Annotated in this window: 22 protein-coding genes; 1 reads left to right on the top strand and 21 read right to left on the bottom strand. The window is 61.1% G+C overall.

All coding sequences use genetic code 11. The annotated features are described in order from the left end of the window. Window positions 1-46: 46 nt before the first annotated feature. The 5 genes from NT26_RS01275 to NT26_RS01255 form a co-directional block, all read right to left on the bottom strand. Window positions 47-1,135 carry an ABC transporter ATP-binding protein gene (locus tag NT26_RS01275; RefSeq protein WP_052636997.1) on the bottom strand — a complete coding sequence of 363 codons (1,089 nt, stop codon included), beginning with the start codon at window positions 1,133-1,135 and terminating at the stop codon, window positions 47-49. 11 nt (window positions 1,136-1,146) lie between these two features. Then, entirely contained in the window at window positions 1,147-2,802 is a 1,656-nt protein-coding gene (bglA, locus tag NT26_RS01270; protein ID WP_052636996.1) for a beta-galactosidase BglA, read from the bottom strand. 32 nt (window positions 2,803-2,834) lie between these two features. Then, a complete protein-coding gene (locus tag NT26_RS01265) occupies window positions 2,835-3,998 on the bottom strand; it encodes a carbohydrate ABC transporter permease (protein WP_052636995.1) in 1,164 nt (387 codons plus the stop codon). 1 nt (window position 3,999) lies between these two features. Next, on the bottom strand, window positions 4,000-5,013 hold the full coding sequence (locus tag NT26_RS01260) for a carbohydrate ABC transporter permease (RefSeq protein WP_052636994.1): 1,014 nt from the start codon (window positions 5,011-5,013) through the stop codon (window positions 4,000-4,002). A 98-nt stretch (window positions 5,014-5,111) separates the two neighbouring features. Continuing rightward, window positions 5,112-6,473 (bottom strand): ABC transporter substrate-binding protein, encoded by a 1,362-nt coding sequence (locus NT26_RS01255; protein ID WP_052641659.1) that lies wholly within the window; start codon window positions 6,471-6,473, stop codon window positions 5,112-5,114. Between the two features lie 244 nt (window positions 6,474-6,717). On the opposite strand from NT26_RS01255, the gene NT26_RS01250 reads away from it, so the two are divergent. Further along, complete coding sequence (locus tag NT26_RS01250) at window positions 6,718-7,740, top strand: LacI family DNA-binding transcriptional regulator (protein ID WP_052636993.1); 1,023 nt, start codon at window positions 6,718-6,720, stop codon at window positions 7,738-7,740. Between the two features lie 21 nt (window positions 7,741-7,761). On the opposite strand, the gene folD is transcribed toward NT26_RS01250, so the two are convergent. The 16 genes from folD to NT26_RS22235 all read right to left on the bottom strand — a co-directional run bounded on the left by folD (window position 7,762) and on the right by NT26_RS22235 (window position 22,032). After that, window positions 7,762-8,661 (bottom strand): bifunctional methylenetetrahydrofolate dehydrogenase/methenyltetrahydrofolate cyclohydrolase FolD, encoded by a 900-nt coding sequence (gene folD, locus NT26_RS01245; protein WP_052636992.1) that lies wholly within the window; start codon window positions 8,659-8,661, stop codon window positions 7,762-7,764. 114 nt (window positions 8,662-8,775) lie between these two features. Next, complete coding sequence (locus NT26_RS01240; RefSeq protein WP_052636990.1) at window positions 8,776-10,446, bottom strand: GumC domain-containing protein; 1,671 nt, start codon at window positions 10,444-10,446, stop codon at window positions 8,776-8,778. Window positions 10,447-10,545: 99 nt separating this feature from the next. Then, window positions 10,546-11,061, bottom strand: coding sequence for a hypothetical protein (locus tag NT26_RS01235; RefSeq protein WP_052636988.1), 516 nt, complete (start codon window positions 11,059-11,061; stop codon window positions 10,546-10,548). A 226-nt stretch (window positions 11,062-11,287) separates the two neighbouring features. Further along, window positions 11,288-11,827, bottom strand: a complete 540-nt coding sequence (locus tag NT26_RS01230) for a hypothetical protein (RefSeq protein ID WP_052636986.1) — start codon at window positions 11,825-11,827, stop codon at window positions 11,288-11,290. Further along, window positions 11,827-12,192, bottom strand: a complete 366-nt coding sequence (locus NT26_RS01225) for a hypothetical protein (RefSeq protein WP_052636985.1) — start codon at window positions 12,190-12,192, stop codon at window positions 11,827-11,829. The genes NT26_RS01230 and NT26_RS01225 overlap by 1 nt, the downstream gene beginning before the upstream one ends. A 25-nt stretch (window positions 12,193-12,217) precedes the next feature. After that, on the bottom strand, window positions 12,218-12,772 hold the full coding sequence (locus tag NT26_RS01220) for a rod-binding protein (protein WP_052636984.1): 555 nt from the start codon (window positions 12,770-12,772) through the stop codon (window positions 12,218-12,220). A gap of 104 nt (window positions 12,773-12,876) precedes the next feature. Beyond that, complete coding sequence (locus NT26_RS01215) at window positions 12,877-13,293, bottom strand: hypothetical protein (RefSeq protein WP_052636983.1); 417 nt, start codon at window positions 13,291-13,293, stop codon at window positions 12,877-12,879. Window positions 13,294-13,299: 6 nt separating this feature from the next. Then, window positions 13,300-14,052 (bottom strand): flagellar biosynthetic protein FliR, encoded by a 753-nt coding sequence (fliR, locus tag NT26_RS01210; RefSeq protein ID WP_052636982.1) that lies wholly within the window; start codon window positions 14,050-14,052, stop codon window positions 13,300-13,302. A 28-nt stretch (window positions 14,053-14,080) separates the two neighbouring features. Beyond that, the gene (flhA, locus tag NT26_RS01205) at window positions 14,081-16,168 is read right to left on the bottom strand and encodes a flagellar biosynthesis protein FlhA (RefSeq protein WP_052636981.1); all 2,088 of its coding nucleotides are present in this window, start codon (window positions 16,166-16,168) and stop codon (window positions 14,081-14,083) included. 100 nt (window positions 16,169-16,268) lie between these two features. Beyond that, window positions 16,269-16,535 (bottom strand): flagellar biosynthesis protein FliQ, encoded by a 267-nt coding sequence (gene fliQ / locus NT26_RS01200; RefSeq protein ID WP_052641656.1) that lies wholly within the window; start codon window positions 16,533-16,535, stop codon window positions 16,269-16,271. 39 nt (window positions 16,536-16,574) lie between these two features. Beyond that, entirely contained in the window at window positions 16,575-17,063 is a 489-nt protein-coding gene (gene flgD / locus NT26_RS01195; RefSeq protein WP_052636980.1) for a flagellar hook assembly protein FlgD, read from the bottom strand. Continuing rightward, window positions 17,054-17,503, bottom strand: a complete 450-nt coding sequence (flbT, locus tag NT26_RS01190) for a flagellar biosynthesis repressor FlbT (RefSeq protein ID WP_052636979.1) — start codon at window positions 17,501-17,503, stop codon at window positions 17,054-17,056. The genes flgD and flbT overlap by 10 nt, the downstream gene beginning before the upstream one ends. After that, a complete protein-coding gene (flaF, locus tag NT26_RS01185; RefSeq protein WP_052636977.1) occupies window positions 17,500-17,847 on the bottom strand; it encodes a flagellar biosynthesis regulator FlaF in 348 nt (115 codons plus the stop codon). The genes flbT and flaF overlap by 4 nt, the downstream gene beginning before the upstream one ends. Before the next feature lie 33 nt (window positions 17,848-17,880). Next, window positions 17,881-19,002, bottom strand: coding sequence for a flagellar hook-associated family protein (locus NT26_RS01180; protein WP_052636975.1), 1,122 nt, complete (start codon window positions 19,000-19,002; stop codon window positions 17,881-17,883). Window positions 19,003-19,004: 2 nt separating this feature from the next. Next, window positions 19,005-20,471, bottom strand: coding sequence for a flagellar hook-associated protein FlgK (flgK, locus tag NT26_RS01175; RefSeq protein ID WP_052636973.1), 1,467 nt, complete (start codon window positions 20,469-20,471; stop codon window positions 19,005-19,007). 28 nt (window positions 20,472-20,499) lie between these two features. After that, on the bottom strand, window positions 20,500-22,032 hold the full coding sequence (locus NT26_RS22235) for a flagellar hook-basal body complex protein (RefSeq protein WP_052636971.1): 1,533 nt from the start codon (window positions 22,030-22,032) through the stop codon (window positions 20,500-20,502). Between the last annotated feature and the right edge of the window lie 14 nt (window positions 22,033-22,046).

Here is a 22,046-nt window from a genome sequence, read left to right as displayed (position 1 = left end):
AAAACTGTGACATGCTCACGTTTCGGGGGAGCGCCTAAGTGATGGCTCAGGTGCGATAGGTATGGCCATCGGCGTCGAAGAGATGAAGCTTGTGGGGCGAAGCCGTCAGGCGCACGGTGTCGCCCTTCCTGCCGCTCCAGATGCCCGGAAACTTGGCGATAAGCGGCTCGTGGTCCGAAAGGCCCTCGATATAAAGAAGCGTCACCTCCCCCAGGGCTTCGACCAGCGAAATTCGCCCCTCGAAGAGGAAGTCTCCATCCTCGGCAACGGAAAGGTCCTCCGGCCGTACACCGAAGCTTGCGGATTTGCCTCGTTCGGAGGCATCCGTCCGGATGGGAACCCGAACAGCCTTCCCGCCGCCGAAGCTGACGGTCGTGGTCTCGCCCGTTTCGGTGATGGTGACCGGCAGGATGTTCATCGCCGGCGAGCCGATGAAGCGTGCGACGAAGAGGTTGTGCGGCCGTTCATAAAGATCGAGCGGCGTCCCGACCTGCTCGATCCGGCCGGCTGAAAGGACGACAATGCGGTCGGCCAGCGTCATCGCCTCGACCTGATCGTGGGTGACGTAGATCATCGTGGTGTCCGGCATGGACTCATTGAGCTTGGCAATCTCGATGCGCGTCGCGACACGAAGGGCCGCGTCCAGGTTCGAAAGGGGTTCATCGAACAGGAATACCTTGGGGTCCCGGCAGATCGCACGGCCGATGGCGACGCGTTGCCGCTGCCCCCCCGAGAGCGCCTTGGGCAGACGATCCAGGTAGGGGGTCAACTGGAGGATGTCGGCTGCCGCCCGCACCCGCCGGTCGATCTCCGCCTTGTTCTCCTTGGCGATGCGCATGCCGAAGGCCATGTTGTCGTAGACGGTCATGTGCGGGTAAAGCGCGTAGGACTGGAAGACCATCGCAATGCCGCGCTTGGAAGGCGGCACCTCGTTGACCAGTTGGCCGTCGATGTACATCTCGCCGCCGGTAATGGTCTCGAGGCCCGCGATCATCCTTAGCAGCGTGGACTTGCCGCACCCCGAGGGCCCGACGAAAACGACGAACTCCCCCTGCCTGATCTCCAGATCGATGCCGTGGATCACCTTGACCTGGCCGTAAGCCTTGCGGATGTCCTTCAGAACGACGCCAGCCATTTTCCCCTCCTTTAGGCCCGCCGGGCGAAAAACGCCCCCCATGCGGGCAAGTCTATGCGATTGCCTTCCACCGTGCTTCCGAAGCCGTGACCCTCCAGCACCTCCCAATCGCCGGGAGGCGGCTCTACCGTCGCCGGCTGCGGCGACATGTTGAAGACACACAGGACGATCTCGTTGCCGTAGCGCCGCTCATATTGCAGGAGCGGCATCTCGGACGGCAACAGTTCCATGTCTCCCTTGGCCAGCGCGGGATGCTGCTTGCGAAATGCAAGGAAGCGCCGGTACTGCTCCAGCACCGAGTCCGGATCGCCGTACTGGGCGCTGACGGCGCGAAGCTGGTGTTCGACGGGAATTGGAAGCCAGGTGCGGTCGGAGGTGGAGAAGCCGGCATGAAGTGCCTGAGCATCCCAGACCATCGGTGTGCGGCATCCGTCACGCCCCTTGAACTCTGGCCAGAACTGGATCCCGTATGGGTCCTGCAGGTCGGCGAACGCGATGTCCGCTTCGGTCAGGCCCAATTCCTCGCCCTGATAGATGCAGACCGATCCGCGCTGCGTCATCAGCACTGCCGCGAGCATCCTGACATAGGCATCGCGATCCTGGACCTCGGCGCCCCAGCGGCTGGCGTGACGGACGACGTCATGGTTGGAGAAGGCCCAGCAGGCCCAGCCCTCGGGCGCTGCTGCCGAAAATGCTGTCTGGACCTCCTTGACCCGCGACGGCGTCAGCGCGTCCGGCGCCAGAAATTCGAAGGCGTAGCACATGTGCATCTTGTCGCCGCCGGATGTGTACTCGCCGACAATCTCCAGCCCACGCTGGCTGTCGCCCACCTCGCCGACGGCGGCAATTGCCGGGAATTCGTCGAGCACCGCGCGGAACCGCCTCAGGAAATCCAGGTTCTCCGGACGGTTCTTGTCGTAGATGTGCTCCTGGAAATTATAAGGATTGACCGCAGGCGCCGTGGAGGCGTTGCGCCGCGACACTTCGAGTGCAGGATTGTCGCGCAGCTCCTTGTCATGGAAGTAGAAGTTGATGGTATCGAGCCGGAAGCCATCCACGCCCCGCTCCAGCCAAAAGCGCGTCATGTCGAGGAGCGCATCCTGGACCTCCGGATTGTGCAGGTTGAGGTCCGGCTGGGAGGTCAGGAAGTTGTGCATGTAGTACTGCATGCGCGTCGGGTCCCAGTGCCATGCGGACCCGCCGAAGATCGACATCCAGTTATTCGGCGGCGTACCGTCCGGCTTGGCATCCGCCCAGACATACCAGTCCGCCTTCGGGTTGACCCGGCTCGACCGGCTCTCGATGAACCAGGCATGCTGGTCAGAACTATGCGACATGACCAGGTCGATCATCACCTTGAGGCCGAGGCGATGGGCCTCGGCGATGAGCGCATCGAAATCCGAGAGCGTCCCGAACATCGGGTCGACCTCGGTATAGTTCGATACGTCGTAGCCGAAGTCCCTCATCGGCGACGGGAAGAACGGCGAGATCCAGATCGCGTCGGCACCGAGAGCCGAGACATGCGGCAGGCGCGCGGTGATACCTTTCAGGTCCCCGATCCCGTCACCGTTGGAGTCCTGAAAGGAGCGTGGGTAGATCTGATAGATGACGGCGCCTCGCCACCAGTCCTTGTCCGGTGCCGCGGGCGTTCCTGCGAGTATGGTCATTCAGTGTCCTGTTGTCATGCAAAGAAGATTGCTCAGCCGCCCTTCACCGAGCCCGCCAGCAGGCCGCGGACCAGATATCTCTGGAGCGCGAAGAACACGAGGAGGGGCACGATGATGGTGATGAAGGCGGAAGCGGTCAGAATCTCCCAATTGCCTCCCCGCGAGCCGAGCAGCGCATTCAGTGCGCCCGTGAGGACCAGTTGGTCCCGGCTGGCGCCGAGGAAGACGATGGCTACCAGCAGGTCATTCCAGACCCAGAGGAACTGAAAGATCGCAAAGGAGGCGAGCGCCGGGAAAGAAAGCGGGAGCACGATCTTCATGAAGATCTCGAAGTCGCTTGCGCCGTCGACACGTGCGGATTCGATGATCTCCTTGGGCAGGCCCGCGATGTAGTTGCGCAGCAGGTAGATGGCGAGCGGCATGCCGAAAGCTGTATGCGCGAGCCAGATCCCGGCATAGGTCTTCGAAGGGACGCCGAAGAGTATGCTGATCTCGTTGTACAACCGCAGAAGCGGGATCAGCGACATCTGGAGCGGCACGACAATGAGGCCGATGACGGTCGCGATGATGATCGTTCGCCCGGGAAACTCCATCCACGACAGTGCATAGGCTGCAAAGGCCGCAATCAGGATCGGAATCACGGTTGCCGGAATGGTCACCGTCAGCGAATTGATGAAGGACTGGCCAAGACCTTCGGCATTCACCACGGTCTGGTAGTTTTCCATCGTAAATTCGGGCGGCGTCGCCACCGTCAGATAGACCCGTTGACCGCGGTTTCCCTCGAAGGGTGTCGTGCTGGAATGGACATAGCTGCCGTCGCCGTTGACCGTCAGTGCCTCGCCATCTCCCAGATCGGCAGTCTCGCCGGCTTTGAACGCCGCCGGCTCCTGCACGCGAACACCAAAGGCGCGTACCGTGCCGGGGGCACCTTCCTCGAAGACATTGCCGGTGATGACGTAGCTTGCACCCTCTTGCCGCTGCGCGGAAGGCTCCGCGAGGCGCACCGCGGCCGTCTGGGCGGAGTTCGAGAACGCCGTCCACCAGCCGGAGGTCGTGATCTGGTCCCGGTCGCGGATCGAGGTGACCAGGATGCCGAGCGTGGGCACCAGCCAGATGATGACGATCAGCAGAACCGAGAGATGGACGAAGAGACGCGGAAGGCCGACGCGCCGGATACGTGTTGCGAGAGCGGTCATGTCAGTGTCCTCCCGTCTCGCGGTTCGCCTGCCGGATGTTCCAGATCATGATTGGCGTCACCGCGGCCATGATCACTAGGGCAATGACCGCACTTCGGCCGGAATCACCTCCGCCACGGAACATCCAGTCGAACATCAGGTTTGCGAGCACCATCGTGTCCCACTGGCCGTTGGTCATCGTCAGCACGATGTCGAAGACCTTGAGCACGAGGATGGTGATCGTCGTCCAGACGACAGCGATTGTGGCCCATATCTGGGGAACCATGATCTTCCAGAAGATCTGCCAGCCATTGGCGCCGTCGATCACCGCCGCCTCGATCGTCTCTTCGGGAATGCCGCGCAGCGCCGCCGACAGGATCACCATGGCGAAACCCGTCTGGATCCAGATCAGGATGACCATGAGGAAGAAGTTGTTCCAGAACGGCAGCGCGATCCAGACCTGCGGGTCGCCGCCGAAGAACTGGACGATGGCATTGAGCAGGCCGATCTGCGTCTGTCCCGCCCCGCGATACTCGTAGATGAACTTCCAGATCACCGATGCGCCAACAAAGGAGATCGCCATCGGCATGAAGACAAGGCTCTTGGCGATGTTGCCCCACCAAATGCGATCCGTCAGAACCGCGATCACCAAACCCAGGAAGGTGCAGGCGGCCGGCACGACCAAGAGCCAGAGGAAATTGTTGAAGATCGACTGCCGGAAACCGGCATCGGAAAGCGCCCAGCGATAGTTGTCCAACCCGACGAAGACTGTTCCCGATCGGCCGTAGAAGGACAGGATGAAGGTCGCGACGACGGGATAAACGAGGTAGATGCCGAGAAGGATCAAGGCAGGCCCGAGGAAAAGCCAGGGGCGGACCACCGCTCGCCGGTTGAGGTTGCGCGATGCGCGCTGGACATCGTCTCGTGGCGTGGGGAAGATGACCTGGAGGGTCTTGTCCGACAGCCAGTAATAGAGGGCGCAGGCAAAAACGCCGACGACCATGACGCCGACGGCCGATACGATCTGTGATGCCATCACTCCCCCTCCCGGCCTTGCGGCTCTTGCGGCCGCTGAATCTATTGCTGCTTCAGGGGACCGTGCGTCCGACGACCGGAGGCACGGTCCCGCTGAACTTAGTTCAAGCCGTCCCAGGCGTTCTGTATATCCGTTGCGACAGCCTCGGCATCCTTGCCGCCGACATAGTCGATCATGCCCGTCCAGAAGGCGCCTGCGCCGATCTTGCCGGGCATCAGGTCCGATGCGTCGAAGCGGAATGTGGTGGCAGAGGTGAGGATATCACCCTGCTTCTTCAGCGGGTCGTTGGCATAGGCCTCGACGTTCACGCCCTTGTAGGGCGTCAGGAAGGCGGCTTGGGCCATCCAGACCTCGTGCGCGATCGGCGTCTTCAGGAATTCTATGAAGGCCTGGGCGGCGGGGGAATCCTTGGTGATGGTGACCAGCGTGCCTGCGCCGAGAACGGGAGTGCCGAGATCAGCCTTGGCTTGGTAGGTCGGCATGTAGAAGAAGTCAGCATCCGCACCGAGTTCCACGCCGTCGGGGAAGAAGGACGGGATGAAGGACGCCTGGTGATGCAGGTAGCACTTCGGTGGGATGTCGAAGAGACCCTTCGGGCTGTCGCGGAAGTCGGTCGAAGCAACAGCGGCCACGCCGCCGCTGACATACTTGTCATTGCGGGCGATCTTGCCGAATTCCTCGATCGCGCCGACGACGGCCGGATCGTTGAACTTGATCTCGTTGATCACCCACTTGTCGTAGGTCTCCGCCGGCTGGGTGCGCAGCATCAGGTCCTCGACCCAGTCGGTTGCAGGCCAGCCGGTAGCACCGCCCGAACCCAGACCGATGCACCACGGCACGCCGCCGTCCTCGACGATCTGGTCGCTCAACGCCAGCAGGTCTTCCATGGTCTCCGGCACTTCGTAGCCGGCCTCCTCGAAATTCTCCGGCACGTACCAGACGAGCGATTTCACGTCCGCCTTATAGGGGAAGGCGTAGAAGGCTTCCGCGCCGTCCTTGCCCTTGTAGGTGCCGTAACCAATCCAGCTCTCGCCAGCGCCGTAGTTTTCCTTGACCCAGTTTGCCGTCTCGTCGCCAAGGGGAACGAGGAAGCCCTTCGATGCGAGATCGGCCAGCAGCCCGGGCTGCGGCAGGATGGCGATGTTCGGCGGCGACCCCGCCTGGGTATCGATCACGATCTGCTGCTCGTAATTCTCCGAAGAGGAATACCGGGCATCGACGCCGGTGGCTTCGCGGAAATAGGCAAGCACGCTGTTGAAGAGGATCTCGTCGTCGCCGCGCCATGGACCAAACAGGGTGAGGCTCTGCCCCTTGAGATCGCCGTGGGCCGACTTGAAGTCCTCGAAGCTCTGCCAGTTAAAACGCGCTTCTTCGCCCGGAGCGAACTTGAGCTCCTGCGCGGCAGCCCCACCTGCCATAAGCGCAGTCAGCGCAACGCCCATCCACAGTGACCTGTTCATCATCGAAGACCTCCCTGGTTATTGGTCGCGCAGCGTCACAGATCGCCGTCTGTCCAAAGCGCTTTGATCGGTAGTCATGTGTTCTCAGACCTGTCACTGTCAAGTCCTTGGTCCGGATATCAGTGCTGCACCGCAGCAGATCCTGCGGAGCGGTTGAAGCTGCCCCGCAGCTTTTGTTTGAGATTTCAAGAAACCACTGCTACTAATCCAAAGCGCTTTGAGAGTGTGCTAGGGAGGAGTAGCTGTGAACCTGAAGCAGTTGGCGGAGCTGCTGGGCCTGTCACAGACTACCGTCAGTCGCGCGCTGAACGGCTATCCGGAGGTAAACAGGGCAACGCGAGAGCGCGTTCTCAAGGCTGCAGAAGAGACAGGATATCGTCCCAATGCAGCGGCGCAGCGTCTGGCCACCGGGCGGGCAGGATCGATCGGCCTCGTCATGCCCGCAGCGCCCGATTATTATGCGGATATCCATTTCGCGGAATTCCTGAGCGGCCTGGGCGAGGAAGCGGCTCGGCGGGATTTTCACTTTGTGCTGATGCCGAAGAAGCCTGGCGAGGAGGAGGAGGCGCTGCGCGGGCTTGTCGCAAGCGGCAGCGTCGACGGGATCTATCTCGCTTACATGCAGGCGAATGATCCGCGGATTACGCTGATGCAGTCGCTCAGGATCCCTTATCTGGTCCACGGGCGCTCGATTGGGATCGAGGGCGATTACCCTTACCTCGACGTGGACAACGAGGCCGCTTTTCGCGACGCCACCAATCTCCTCCTGGAACTCGGACATCGGCGGATCGGCCTGCTCAACGGACCGGGCGGGGTTGATTTCACCATCCGCCGCAAAGCCGGGGTAGAGGCGGCGCTCGCAGCGAAAGGACTTGCCCTGGAGGCTGAGCAGATGCGCCATACGGCTATGACCGACGAGTTCGGCTTCCGCGGCATGAAGGAGCTTCTGGAACAGCCCTCGCCCCCCACGGCCGTGCTTTGCGCAAGTACCGTACTCGCACTCGGCGCGATACGGGCCGTCAATCAGGCGGGCCTGAGGCTCGGCCGGGATGTCTCCCTGATCGCCCATGACGACGTCCTGCCGCTGCTCAAGCCGGAAGATTTTTCCGTACCGCTGACCACGACACGGTCATCGCTCAGGGCTGCGGGCGTGCGCATCGGCCAGCGGCTGATCGACCGGATCAAGGGACTTGAGACCGGCCCCGAGCAGGAACTTTGGAAGGCTGAACTGATCGTCCGCAACTCGACGGGCGCCGCCCCCCGCTGAGGGGGGCTATGGCTCGTGCCGTCAGAACTTCGGGATCGGGCGCCCGAATGTCCTGCAGGCGGCAACCACGGTGTTGGCCATCAACATGGCGATTGTCATGGGACCAACGCCACCGGGCACCGGCGTTATCGCACCGGCAACCGCTGCGCATTCCTCATAGGCGACATCGCCCGTGATCTTCGTCTTGCCCTCGCCCTTTTCAGGCGCGGGGACGCGATTGATGCCGACGTCGACGACCGTCGCACCGGGCTTCACCCAACCGGCCCTGACCATGTGGGGGCGTCCAACGGCGGCGACGAGGATGTCCGCTTGGCGGCAGATGCCAGGAAGATCCTTGCTGCGGGAATGCGCCATGGTCACCGTCGCATTCGATGACAGAAGCAGCATGGCCATCGGCTTGCCGAACAGGTTCGAACGACCGATGACGACCGCGTTGAGACCCGACAGGTCGGCTCCATGGATCTTGTTGATGAGGATGAGCGCGCCGGCCGGCGTGCAGGAGATCAGCCCGCTCGCGAGATCGCCTGTCGCGAGCTTGCCGGCGTTGACGACGTTCAGCCCGTCGACATCCTTTTCCGGCGCGATCGACTGGATCACCGGCTCCGATTTCAGGTGCTTCGGCAGCGGCAACTGGACGAGAATGCCATGAATGGCAGGATCGGCGTTCAGTTCGGAGACCAGCTTCTCCAGCTCCTCCTGCGTTGTCTCCTCAGGCAGGCTGTGCTGCACCGAGTTGAAGCCGCACTGCTTGGCCATCTTGCTCTTGGAATTGACATAGGCATGGCTGGCAGGATCATTGCCGACGATGACCACGGCGAGGCCAGGCTTCACTCCGACGCCGCTCTCCAGAGCTGCCGCAGCCCTCGTCACGGTCTCAATGACCGATTGCGCCGCTACCTTGCCGTCGATGATCGTAGCCACACGCGTTCCCCGTTGTCGAATGAGACCGAAACTGAATTCTGTGCAGCGCCCGGCTGCACATCAGGCTGCATGCCTAATGCGTCGCGAGCACGAGAAATGCAAGAAAGAATGCCTTCAGCGGACAGCGGCGGAGCGACGCTCGACCCGTCCCCGAAGCTCGACAAGCTGGTGGTGCAGTTCCCAGAGCTCCCGCTCCAGCGGATCTTCGTCATTGGCTGGCCGGGGAAGATCTCCAGAGGATAGCTCATGGCGAACCGAGTGATGCACCTCACCCGCGATCGCTGATGCCACGAGAGGCGGAAAGGAAGAAGCGCGATCCGCGGGAACGGCGTTGTGATGGAGGATCTGTCGAATTCGCTTCGCCAGGGGTGCATCATCCATTGAAGGCGACAGGAGAGGATTGTCCTCTACGCCCTCACCATGGTCCGAAAGAGCACCATTCATCTCCTGCACATCCGGGTCCAACCGCAAGCCATCGCGGACATCCTTAGTGATGGCGCGAGACACCGTGCGCGAACGACGCCGCCACTGAAGGAACATCAGCGCTATCGACATGCCCACCACCGCTCCGGTGGCCATCGCTCCCGGAAACATCCAGCCCGCGGTCACAGCGCGTTCCGGCTCCGCCCGGGCGATCAGCGTCAGGGACAGCGGGCTCGCAGCATTGCCCGTCTGAGCTACGCTGCTGGCCTTGCGGTAAAGTTCCTGGGCCGTCCGCGCCGCTGCTTCCAGTGAAACCAGCTTCTGGCGCAGCGCCTGACTTTCGGGTGAGACGGCAGGCTTCCGACGCTTCAGTTCGGCGAGTTTCTGCGACGCGTCCGCTTTCTGTGCCTCAAGGCCCTTCACGAGTTTCACCAGTTCCCGGTCGATGTCGGCCTTCGCGGCATCGAGCGCGCCCTTCGCACCCAGAAGGTTGGGATGGCGCGGCCCCAACTGCCGCGAGAGCTTATCGAAGGCAAGCTTCGCGTCGACATACCGCTCCCGATGATACTCGAGCGCAGTGTATTCGAGCCGGTCCGGAAGCGGCTGCTTCAGCACGTCAGCAGACGTCATCGACACGGCTTCCTGCACCTGCTCGTCGAGTTGCATGAGCCGGGCTTCAAGCGCACTGGTTTCCTGTCGGGAGAACTCCGCCTCTCCGCCCGCGCGCTCGGCCGCAGCAAGCTCTTTGCTGTCGAGACCTGCCTTGAAGGCTTCAAGATCCATTCTCGCCTCTTCGGCCGCCGCCTTGAGTTTCGGCAATCTCTGATCGGGCGCGACAGGAAGCCAAACAGCCGGGTTGTCGACAAGATCAGCGGCCACGCTGTTGGCTGCGCGCGTTGCGGTGGCCGCGTCGGAAGCAGTCGCGCGGACCAGCAGCATCCTGCCTTGTTCCTCGGGGATAAGCTGGACTGAACCGGCTGCCACCTCAGCGGCCGCTTCGTCGACGTAAGTGACCGGTGGAGCGCCCAACAGTGCGTCGAGGATCATGCCAGACAGGGAGCTGTTTCCGGCATCCGCTTCGTTCTGCCGGTCCGCTTCGGGATGGACGGGCTCGTGGGCCCCAGAGGATAGGGCATTGGACAGAGATGCTGCCATCGAAGCGGTGAGCGCTCCGCCTTCGATTTTCAGGATCGCATCCGCACTGACCTGGCGGGGCGACCACGTTGCCAGGGGAAGCGAGATCACGGCACCTACCACCGCGGCGAGGAGCATAGTCACGATATCGGGGAGGAGGCGCGATGGCGCCGCCGATGCCAATGCATCGACTTCACTCAGGCCATCGTTCGGACGGTCGGCTAGCATCTTGTCAGCTCGGCAGTTCGCTCTGCCGCCTCAGGACATCATGAAGGGATGCTAAACAGACGTGGGAAACAAACCGTTAATCGGTGGCGCACCACCGTCTCACGCTGCCTTCCGGTGACGTTGGTTCTGCCAATCCGGAGGCGCAGCCTGAAGCGGCTCCATCCGCGCGACTAGACGTTCAGGTGTCGTGCCACAAAACAGCTTGAGGGTCACCGAAGCCACCGAGAGCCGAAGCCGATCTTCGGCGCTGATATTGGGAATGGCAATCAGTGCCAGATCGGAGTGCGGAAGATCGCGCAACTGAGCGAGGTCAGCCATTGTGTAACTGTGCCAGGGGGCATGGGCCTTGAGATGACGCCCTGCCGAAGCCAGATCATCGGCCGTCCGGCCGATCACGATGATCCGCAGCGGACGCTCGACGAAGGTCAGCAGCGAAGGGACGAGCTCGGAGGCGGAGCAGTTCCAGCGCCCGCTCCTCCACGACCATAGCCTGCGCAGACGCGGTGCAAGGAAAAGCGACCGTAGACGGGAGACGGCCCCGAGCGGACCGCGGTCGGACCTGAGTACATCTTCATCGAATGAAACTGATGTACCGGTCGCCTGTCCGAAGATCATCGCCTCCAGCGCCGCCAGCGTCGCGTTCCAAGTTTGCGGTCGGTCTGCGGCTCTGCCGTCAGTCAGAGATGACGGCTGAACAAAAACCGGGACACAATCCTGATCTGGAGAGTTTGCTTCTCGCATCAACGACCACCGAACCATCTTTGGTCGACGGTTCTAGCAGAGCCCGATGAATGGCCGGGTAAGCAGATCGCTCAATGTTGAACAATCGGGGCTTTACGGGCTAGTGGGTGGCAGGCTTCGGCTCCTCGACAACGACGCCTTCGACGATCTTGGTCGGCGCGACCGGTCGCTTGCCTTCCCGGGCAACATTGGTTCGAATGTCTTCCTTGGAGAGGAAGTCCAGTTGTTCGACAAGGACTTCATCGACCATGCCTTCGCCCAGCTTAGCGTTCAGCTGGTCCTTGATGCGGGTACGGAATGTCTCGAGATCAAACGCGCCCGGGTTGCCGAGATCGATCATCTTGTCGCCCACCAGAAGCGTGAACAACTGGTCGGTCGTCAGTTCCGTCATCGGAAGCTTCTGGCCCTTGATCTGTTCCTTGTCCATCATGAACGAGAAGCGGCCAAGGAAATAGCCTGTGATCATACCGTCAGAGATGACCGGAACCGTGAGCGATTCGCCCCGGACGAGTTCCAATGCCTCCTTGCGGGCAGCCTCCTCGTCGACGGGTGGCGGCGGTGCAGACATCTGGACGGAGAAATAGACAGCGGCCAGCGTCACGATGCAGACCCACAGTCCGGTCAGAAGCAGCTTGATCATCACATCTCGCTGTAGAGGAATTGTTCCTGGGTATATGTGCCGTCACCGTCGGCTTCACGGGCCGCGTTCTTGAGTAGGTCAGCGACCGCGCGCACGGCGTGCAGATGTGCCTCGACACGGCGCGCATTGATCGCGAGCTTTTCCTTCAAGTGGTGCATCTGGTCGATGTGGGCGACTGCCAGTTCCTTCGGATCCGTGCTCCGGAACAACATGGTCAGTTCATACAGGCACCTGCTCTTGTGCGCGTTCGAGACCTTGAGATCGAACTCCGCATCCGTCCCCAGCCGCTGGTTCTCGTTATCGACGATCATCTCCAGGCGGCCGAGCACTGTCTTGATCCGGTGATCGTTTGAAACAACTTCCATTTGTCCTGCCCCAGCACTTTCCATATCAGGCCTCACCCTCTTGCGTAGGAGCAAGATCCAGGACCTGACGTTCAATATCGGTCTTCATCCGCATGGCGCGATCGCGATCGCTTTCATCTGTCGTGGCATTGACGACCGCAGCCTCCTGCCGCGCCAATGCCTGGGAGTACATCTGCTCGGCAATGCCGATCCCGCCGTTCCGCGACATGCCGTCTGCGATCTGCTCGGCCATCATGCTCTTCCAGAACTCGCCGGCCGAACCCTTGCCATAGACCTGCTCGCTGTCGCTCGGCAGCATGGAGCTGACGAAGTTCTGCAGGATGCTTGCTTCGAACTTACGGTATTCCTCCGGCATCCGCGCCGTCTCTGCCGCGGCCGCCGGATTGGCAAGCCCGGCCTTCGTCGCCGGCGTCGAGATGACGTCGAGCGCCGCGCCAAAACCTGCCCCGACCTCGGCCAGACTGGTTGCCGCGAATGCAGCCTTGTTCGCCTTCAACTTCGCCTGGGCCGCCTGGACTTCAGCCGGGTCTGCAGCCCGGACCACGTCCAGGACGAGATCGCTCGGAGGGGAGATCGCCACGTCAGTTCCTTTCGCCACGGCCGCCAGGCATGTCGGCCATGGCAGCAACGGTTCGATTGCTTTCTAGCGGCGGCTTGGGCCGCCCCTTTCGACTGTGGCCAAGACTATGACGACTGAACCTTGCTGGAGGCTGGCGCGGCGAAGGTGATTTCCAGGAGATCGTAGATCGCCTGGTCGGACGCCTGGCGCTCCTCCTGCTCGCGTGCCTTCTTCATGTGCTCCTCGAGCCGATCGCCCTTCGTGCGCTCCCGGAGCACCTTCATTTCCTGTATCTGCTGGATGCTCTCCAACTGGCCGTCCTTGATCGTCAGGCGGCCGAAGCGCTCGGCGTAGTTCTGCGAAAAGGAACGGTGAATCGGATCGATCGAGCCGATCGCCTGGATCACGACTTCCATCGACTGGGCCACCTCGGCACGGTGCTGGGTCGTTGCGGCGAGCTCCTGCTCCGCCATCTTTTCCATATGGCGCTGAACGCTCACGAGGCGTTTCAACTTCTTCGACCTGTTCTGCTCGTCAGCCATGACACCTCAGAAGGAAAGAAAGACCATCGGGAAACCGTCCGCGAACTGGCGAATCAGGGCGGCGATCGACAGGTAGAGCAGGAACAGACCGCCCGCGAGCAGGAATGGCGTGGAGATGAAGAAGACCGGGATCTGTGGCGCAAGCTTGTTGATCAACCCAATGCCGACGTTGAACATCAGGCCGTAGATCAGGAAGGGGCTTGCAAGCCGCAACATCAGATCCGTGGAGGCGCGCAGCGTGTCCGTCAGAGTGATCAGCATCTTCTGGGGATCGACCAGATTTCCGACAGGCGTCGCCGCGTATGAATCCACCAGAGCGCGGATAACGATGTGGTGGAAGTCGAGCATGAAGAGCAGCAGAAGCGCACTGAAGGTCAGGAGGTTCGTCAGTTGGTTTTCTGAGGTATCCTCCAGGACGTCCGTACCGCCCGGCGCCGTGAACCCGATCGACATGGTGAGGATCGCGCCCGCATACTGCATGCCCAGCGTGTAGAGGCGGGCAATCAGGCCGTAGACGACGCCGATGAGCGTTTCGCTAACGATCAGCCCGATATAGGTAGCATCGGGCGAAGTAGCTCGCGGATAGATGACGTCCCATAGAAGCGGGAGAACCGCCACGGACACGGCCACCGCCAGGAAAAGCCGAATGTTGGCAGGTACGCGTGCGCTTCCGAATCCCGGCAGAACCATGATGCACCCGCCCATGCGACAGAAGGCGAGAAACAGTGCCAGTATGGTCCCCTGCGGGTCGGCAATCATTTGGACGATCCCCTGCCGGGCTCGGCCATCAGGAGATGGAGCCCAAAATCTTGATCTCGAGTCCCTTGGCAAGCTCGACGTGGGAGAGAACGGGGAGCGTTGCAAACAGCCGCTCGATGATCATGCGGACATAGGACCGTGTTTCAGGCGATGTGACAAGGACGAAAGGCAGTCCCCGGTCCATGAATTCACGGATAACTTTGGTCGCCTGCTCGCTGAACTCCTCCAGGCTGCGCGGATCGATGTCGAACTCGACGACCTCGCCCTTCGCATCGCGCTTCAGGGCCTGGTGGAAGATCATGTCCCACTTGGTTCCCAAGCGGAGAACGCGAAGCACACCATTGTCCGCGAGGTCGCCGCACAACTGCTGCGACATGCGAACACGGACATGCTCGACGATTTGCTCGGTCTTGCGCACGTGAGGAGCCAGTTCCGCGACGGCTTCCAGAATCAGGTGCAGGTTGCGGATAGAGACGCGCTCGGCCAGCAGAAGCTTCAGCACCGCCTGCAGGCCCGAATAGGACATATGCGAGGAGCATATCTCGTCGGCGAGCTTCTTGTATTCGGGATCGAGGCGATCGATCAGGACCTTCACGTCCTTGTAGGACAGGAGTTGCGGCAGGTTGTTGCGGATAACCTCGGACATGTGCGTCAGCACGACGGAGACGTTATCAATCGGATGGAAGCCCTCGCGCTTCAGGTCTTCCGCAAAGGTCTCGAGGATCGATACGGCCGGCATGCCGAATGCGGGCTCGCGGATCTCATCACCAGGGATGCTCGGCTTGCGGCCGGAACCGGTTACGACCAGCACGTCGCCGACACGCAGCGTGTTTGATGCGATCGTCGTTCCGTGGATACGGATCTGGTAGGATTTCTCCGGGATCATGATGTCGTCGGACACCTTGATCTCCGGTACCACGAAGCCGTACTGGGTCGCGAACTTCTTGCGCATCTTGCCGACGCGGAAGGCGAGCTCCTGATGCGCACCGAGCAGGCGCGTGGAGACCTGCTTGCCGAGTGCCAGCTCGATTTCGGCCGTCCGGAGCGCGCTCTTGACGGAATCCTTCTCCGCCTCCTTGTTCTGGACGACCTTCTTCTCCTCGTCCTCGCGGCGCTGCTTGTTCTCGGTCTCCAGACGCCGCGGAATATACCAGGCGCCGAAGCCCATCACGCCGCCAAGCGCCAGGAAAGGCACCAGTGGAAGACCCGGGACGAGCGCCAGCATTCCCATCAGGCTGGCCGCCATCGAGAGAGCACGCGGGTAGCCGCTCAGCTGGTCCACGACTGCCTTGTCGGTTGACCCGGCTGTGCCGCCGCGCGACACGAGGAGGCCCGCGGCCAGCGAAACAACCAGCGCCGGAATCTGCGAGACAATGCCGTCGCCCACCGACAGCTTGACGAACACATCGGCTGCTTCGCCAATTTCCATGCCGTGACGGAAATAGCCGATAATGATCCCGCCGAAGATGTTGATCGCGGTAATGATGAGGCCGGCGATCGCGTCACCACGGACAAACTTGGACGCACCGTCCATGGCGCCGAAGAAGGAGCTTTCCTGCTCGAGCTCGCCGCGCCGGCGTTGCGCCTCCTTCTCGTCGATCACGCCGGCGGAAAGATCCGCATCGATCGACATCTGCTTTCCGGGTATCGCATCGAGGGTGAAGCGAGCGCCGACTTCTGCAATACGCGTGGCGCCCTTGGTGATGACGATGAAGTTGACGGTGATCAGGATCATGAAGACGATGATCCCGATCACGAAGTCGCCGGACATGACCAGGCCTGCAAACCCGGAGATCACGCCGCCCGCGGCGTCGTGGCCCTGGTGTCCATTCGACAGGATGACGCGCGTCGTCGCGATGTTGAGTGACAGGCGGATCATCGTGGCGATCAGCAGGATGGTCGGAAAGGAAGAGAAATCCAGCGGCCGCTGGATCCAGAGCGCCACCATCAGGATCAGCACGGAGAAGGCGATCGAGAATGCCAGGCCCATGTCGATCATGAAGGTCGGTATGGGCAGGAACAGGATGCCGAGGATTGCGATGATGCCCAGCGCAAAGCCGACATCGCGTCCGTTCGGTGCTACCTTGGGAATGGAAAGTGCAGGTGGTTGCGCCATGATGCATCCGTCTCTTCATGAGATGGCGGCAGGAGTACTGCCAGTTCACCGTCTTCCTAGACGGCGAAGCTTGCGCGAGGGTGTCATCCGCACGCCCGGGTTAGAAGCCCGACTGCACCCGCGAGAAGACGAGGTTGGCGAACAGGTTGATCTGAGCACCGATGAATGGTGCCGAGACGCCGATCATGATCATGATGGCAACGATCTTCGGCACGAAGGTGAGCGTCATTTCCTGCACCTGCGTGAGGGCCTGCAGGATGGCAATACCGACGCCGACGATCATTGCCGTCAGCACGGCGGGACCGGACGCTACTAGGATCGTCCAGATCGCCGCCTGCATGATATCCAGGGCATCGGCTTCGTTCATGTCGCCAGCTCCGACCCGAATCATTCGGGCCTTCAGTCATCAGCCTGTTGTATCGTCGCCTGAACCGTCCGTCGAGCCGCCAGCGGTATCGCCGGGCGTCGTCTTGACGATCGGATTGTCGGAGATCACCACGCCGGCCTGCAGCAGGACCTTGTCGTTGTTCTCGGTGAGGACGATCACGCCATCCGAGTAGACTTCGACTTCCTTGACCTTACCCATGACCTTGTCGTCGGCGCTCTGGACATATTTGCCGACGAGATCGCCCGCACGTGTCAGCGCCTCCGCCTGCAGCATGCTGCGCAGGTGGGCATTGGTCTGGATCGTCTGCTCGACTTGGGAGAACGAGGCGAGTTGGGACATCTGCTCGCTCGCATCCATCGGATCGGTCGGATCCTGGTTCTTCATCTGGGCGATAAGCAGCTTTAGGAAGCTGTCATAGTTCAGCCCCGCCTTGTCGGCGTCCTTCGTCGTGGCAGCCGCATTCGCCCACGGGTTCGAAGCAGCCGTCGTTACCGGATCTACCGCCATGGAGCGATCTCCTTGCGAATCTGCTCAACCGTCGCCGGCGTCATTTCCTGGCTGTTGAGGATGCGGTCTTCAATCGGATAGAGGCCGCGGATGGCCTTCAGAGCGTCGAAGGCGCGGCCGGACGCGACCATCCCGTCGATCCGCTTCAGTTCCGCCAGCACCTCTTCGTTCTGGAAGCAGTTCAGGAGCATGCTCACTGACTTCCGGAAGAGGGCCATCGACTGGTCCTTGCCCTCAGGGTTGATCAGCATCATCTGGGCAATGAAGTAGAGTTGCCGCAGTGGCGTCGTTGCATCCTCCGGCTGGAGGACGTGGTTTTCGAGCAGGAACGTCACATCGTTGAGGAATTCCAATGCTACCTTGCGATCAACCCGCAGCACTGCGCCGTTGATGAAGATGCGTTCGCCCGATTTCAGCGAGATGCGCAGCGTACTTTTCATTTAAGTCCATCCTTGATGATGGTGGTCACGTCGATGATGCCCTGATAATTCGTCGACTGGCGCTTCCTGATCCGCTCACATTCCTTCAATATCCAGATTGCGATCGAAATCAGATTGGCGCGCAGCTCCGAGCCTAGCTCGTTCTCCGGCTGCTTGAGGTCCTCGATCAGACGTATCCAGACCCGCCGTGTGTAGTAGACCGCCTCGATAGTGTGGCGGGAATAGGCTCCTGCGTCACGCGCGGCGACCAGAAGTTCTATCGATCGTTCCAGCGCCTGCCGTTCACGGTCTTTGGCGTCGGCGACGCCATCTTCCATGATCTCGGCATATGAAAACTGGTACATTCATGTATCCTTCATTTTCACGTATTTCCTCAATCATCTGAGGAAGTTGACCAGACTTAACTGCTGCAGGCGGGCCGTCAGTGTGTAGGCTGTCTCCACCAGCGCCTCAAGGCCCTTGACCCGGGTCGACGCCTCGTAGGCATCGACCGACTCGAGGTCGTTGAGATGCACCTCGATGATCTTCTGTTGTGCCTCGAGCGTCTCGTTAGCCTTCTTGACGCGTTCCGCGGAAAGACCGAGACGGGCCCGTTCACCGGTGAGGTTCGACATCGCCTGGCCGATATAGGCCTGGGCACGGGTGGTCACGACGCCGCGGGCCTCATCCGAGATATCGTTCGTGAGAAACTCCATCGAAATCAGGGAGGTCAAAACGAACTTTCGCATGCCTGCGGTGTTTGAATTCGTGGACGTCTCGACGATCTCGCTCTGCGTGATGCGGCTCTTCATGTTCTCGTCGGACGCGTTCGAGACGAAGGCGCTCCAGAAGTCCTGGCCTGCCACGGTCGGGAGGTGCGGTGGACTCGTGAGGAGGTAGGGAGCATCGGCCGGATTGGCCGGATCAGCGTTAAACATTTGCTCCATGCGATTGAGAAAATCCGACATGTCCTGTTCAGTCATGTCGCTTCGCGACGCGATCGTATTGTCCGTCAGGAATTTCGCCAGCTCGGCATCGAAAGCGACCTGCACCGCCGAACCGGCCGCCGCGACGTTCTCGAACGGCTTGATGTCGGAGTTGATGCCCGCAAACAGGTATTCAGCATTCACCGACGTATTGGCGAAGCTGGCAAAGGTGTCCAGCGCCGACTGAATGGACGTGCGTGCGACACCAAGGTTTGTGGAATCGCTGCCGCCACCGATGCCGATGAGAGAGTCGAGGATATTCTGGCCGAGTCCGAACATCTTCGAGAGCGCTTCTTCCGAGGATTCCAGCCGCTGGGTGGCGAGTGAATTGGTGGTCAGCATCGACTTGATGCGCAGCACGTCGCGGGTGAGGTCAAGGCTTCGTGACGTCGTCGCGCCAAGCGCAACACCAACGTCGGCGTGCCGGCCCGTGGTCACCTCCTGCTGCGCGGCGACCATGTCCTGCTGCGCCTTTGCGACAGCGTAGCGCATCGTCGTCTGGATACTGAGCGATGAGATGAAAGAAGTCTTCATGATCAGCTCGCCGCCTCGAGCAGTGCTTGCATCATCGTGTCGACCGTCGACATCAGTTTTGCAGCCGCCTTGTAGGACTGCTCGATGTCGAGGAGCAGCGACAGCTCTTCATCGAGGCTCACGCCGGTTTCGCTGGAATAGGCATCCGTTGCCCGGCTGAGCATTGCCAGCTTGTTCTCCGTCGCCAACGTTGCCGTGCTGCGCAACATCTCGAGCCAGCCGATCGAATCTGCAGCGAAGGATTGCAGGTCGAGCTTTCCGCCGACCTGGGTGCTTGCAGCAAAGTCGATCCTCACCTCGAAGGCATCATCGTACTTGTTGAGCAGATCCGAGAAGCCGGTCGAGGCCGTGGTGTTGACGACATAGTTCACGCCGTTGATGCCGCCATCGCGGATCAGCATCGGCTTACCCGACGGGGGGATCACCAGCGGGTTGACCTTGATGCGGGCTGCTAGCCCCGGCTCGACAGTGTTGGCGGCGGGAATCGTGCCGAGATCCCAGGTGAAGAGACCTGGCGCAAGAATGGCCGGCGCCGGAGGAACCACCGTCTGGTCCGTCTCGGCAAATGCCATGATCAGTCCACGGGCGATCTCGTCCATCTGGCTCTGGTAGACTGGAACGACATCGTCACGCAGCTGCAGCAGCGCCTGGAGCGATCCCTTGGCGTTCGTCTCAGGACCGATACCCGCCTTGACCGCCACGCCGTCGATATAGACGCCGTTGCCGGTCGTGGTGGCGCCGTAGGCGACCGTTGGCGCGAAAGTGACGGGCCGCGGAACCGTCTCGAACAACACCGTACCCTCTGTCGTGTACAGGACCAGGTCGTTGTTCTCGCGCGACAGCGTGGTGACGCCGACGATCTCTGCGATCTGCTTCAGGAGCGTCTCTCGTTCGTCAAGCGCATCGTTCGGGTTGGCACCGACCGCTGTCTCCTGCTTTACTCGATTGTTGGCTATCTCGAACTGCGCCAGCAGCTTGTTGAGTTCCTCGACGCCCTGCTGGATGTCGTCGTCGGCGCGCTTGCGAATGGCCTGCAACTGATCGGAGGCCGTATTGAGCGAGTTGGCCAGATCCACGGCCGCAGAGATGACCGTTGCACCAACAGTCGTTTCGCTCGGCTTGCTCGCCCAAGTCTGAAGATTGTTGCGGAGATTGGCAATTATCGCGGAGGGCGACGTCTCATAGTCGTTGCCGCCCATAAGGGACTTTACCTCTTCTAGGCCGGAAAGCAGGATCTGCTGGCCGCTGTAGAGCGAGGAGCTTTCGATGGTCTGCCGGTAGAGTGCTTGGTTTTGCGAGCGCTCTATGGCAACGACGAGAGAACCGTTGCCCCCTGTCGTCAGCACTGCAGAGCGCCGGACGTAGTTGGCGTTCTGTGCGTTCGCAATGTTCTTCGAGGCGACTCCGGTCTGAATGCCGGTGTTGTTGAAGATGGATTGCGCCGTTGAAAGTGCGGACGAAAGGGACATTGTAGCTGCCTCTAGGAACTAGCTCCCGTCATCTTTTCAGATTGACGAGAACTTCCATCAGTTCGGAACCGGTCTGGAAGACCTTGGAGTTGGCGGTGTAGTTTCGCTGGGACTCGATCATCGAGGTCAGCTCTTCGGCAATATCGACATTGGAGTCTTCCAGGGCGCCGGAAAGGATCGTGCCGTAGCTGCCGTTCGCGGCATAGCCCATGACGATGACCCCGGAGTCGTTGCTCTGGGAGTAGACATTGCCGGCAAGCGGCTTCAATTGGTCGGGACTCTGCACGTCCGCCATGGCGATGCGGTACTTCGGCTCCAGCTTGCCGTTGGAGTATTTCAGGTAGACGATCCCGTCCTCGCTGATCTCATGACCGACCACATCGCTTGCCGCGTTACCATCGATCTTGCCGTTGCCGACCTTGAAATCGGAGGACAACTGGGTCGATCCACTGATGTCGATCGTCAGGCCGTTGAAGACGGCTCCACCTAGCACCATGGCTTGGGTCGTCACCGAAGGGGGACCGACGATTTGGCCGTTGACGTCGAACTCGATGGTCGGCACGTTGCCCACGCCATCCGAAGAAGCGGAGACCGATGTGGTACCCGAAACGCTTGTCACGCCGGCAAAGCTGATGTTGATCGCGCCGAGAGTGCCGGCTGGCCCTATCGGCAGCGTACCGCCGGCAACCGGGGATAGCGTCCCGACCGGAGCGGCCGCCGTCATGCCGTCATAGACGCTCACACCCCAGACACCCGCCGTCTTCGCGTATTCATACCTCAGCGTCCGGGCGTTACCGGCGGTATCGTAGACGATCTCGGTTGTCTGGAACGTCGTCCCGTCCGCGGCAGCCGAATCGAGGTTACCCGTTGCGGTCACGTTGGCAGTCGGCGTGAACGGCTGCTTGAGGATCGACGTCCCTTCGTAGCTGACGTCGACGGTCCAGGTGTTGTCGGCCATCTTCGTGTAGAGGAAGTCGAGAAGGCGCGTGTTGCCTTGTGAATCGTAAGCGACCAGCGAGGTGGTCTTCTGGTAGCCGACGGCCTCCTTGGAGGGCAGGTTCACGTCGAGGATGCCAGTTTGCGAAGCAGTTGCGTTTAGCGAGCCCGACGACAGGTTGATCTCGGTCAGGCCGTCGAAGCCGTTGACGACAATCGTCGGATCATCGGTCGAGGAGTACTGATAGCCCATGAGCGTGAAACCGGCGGCGTTCTGCAAGGTGCCGTCGGACATGCCGGTGAAATTGCCGGCGCGAGTGAGGTATTCGATGCCGTCCGAGCCCTGGACGATGAAGAAACCACGCCCGTTGATGGCGAGGTCCGTCGATGACGTGGTGTAGGTGAACGTGCCCTGCGAGGAGATGGAATAGCGGACGTTCGTGGTAACCCCGCCGGAGTTGTAGGCACCGTCGCTGGAAGGGAGGATCAGCGACGAGAACTGGGTGGACGCCTTCTTGTAGCCAGCGGTCGAGGCATTGGCGATGTTGTCGCCCACCGTGCTCAGCCGGTTCGCCTGCGCGTTCATGCCGGACACACCGGTTCTCATGGTTCCGTAGAGGCTCATATCCAATCCTCGTT

The organism is Pseudorhizobium banfieldiae (genome assembly GCF_000967425.1).
GTDB classification, from domain to species: Bacteria; Pseudomonadota; Alphaproteobacteria; order Rhizobiales; family Rhizobiaceae; genus Neorhizobium; species Neorhizobium banfieldiae.
Note: the sequence above shows the minus strand (reverse complement) of the source record. Positions and strands in the feature narration are given on the sequence as shown.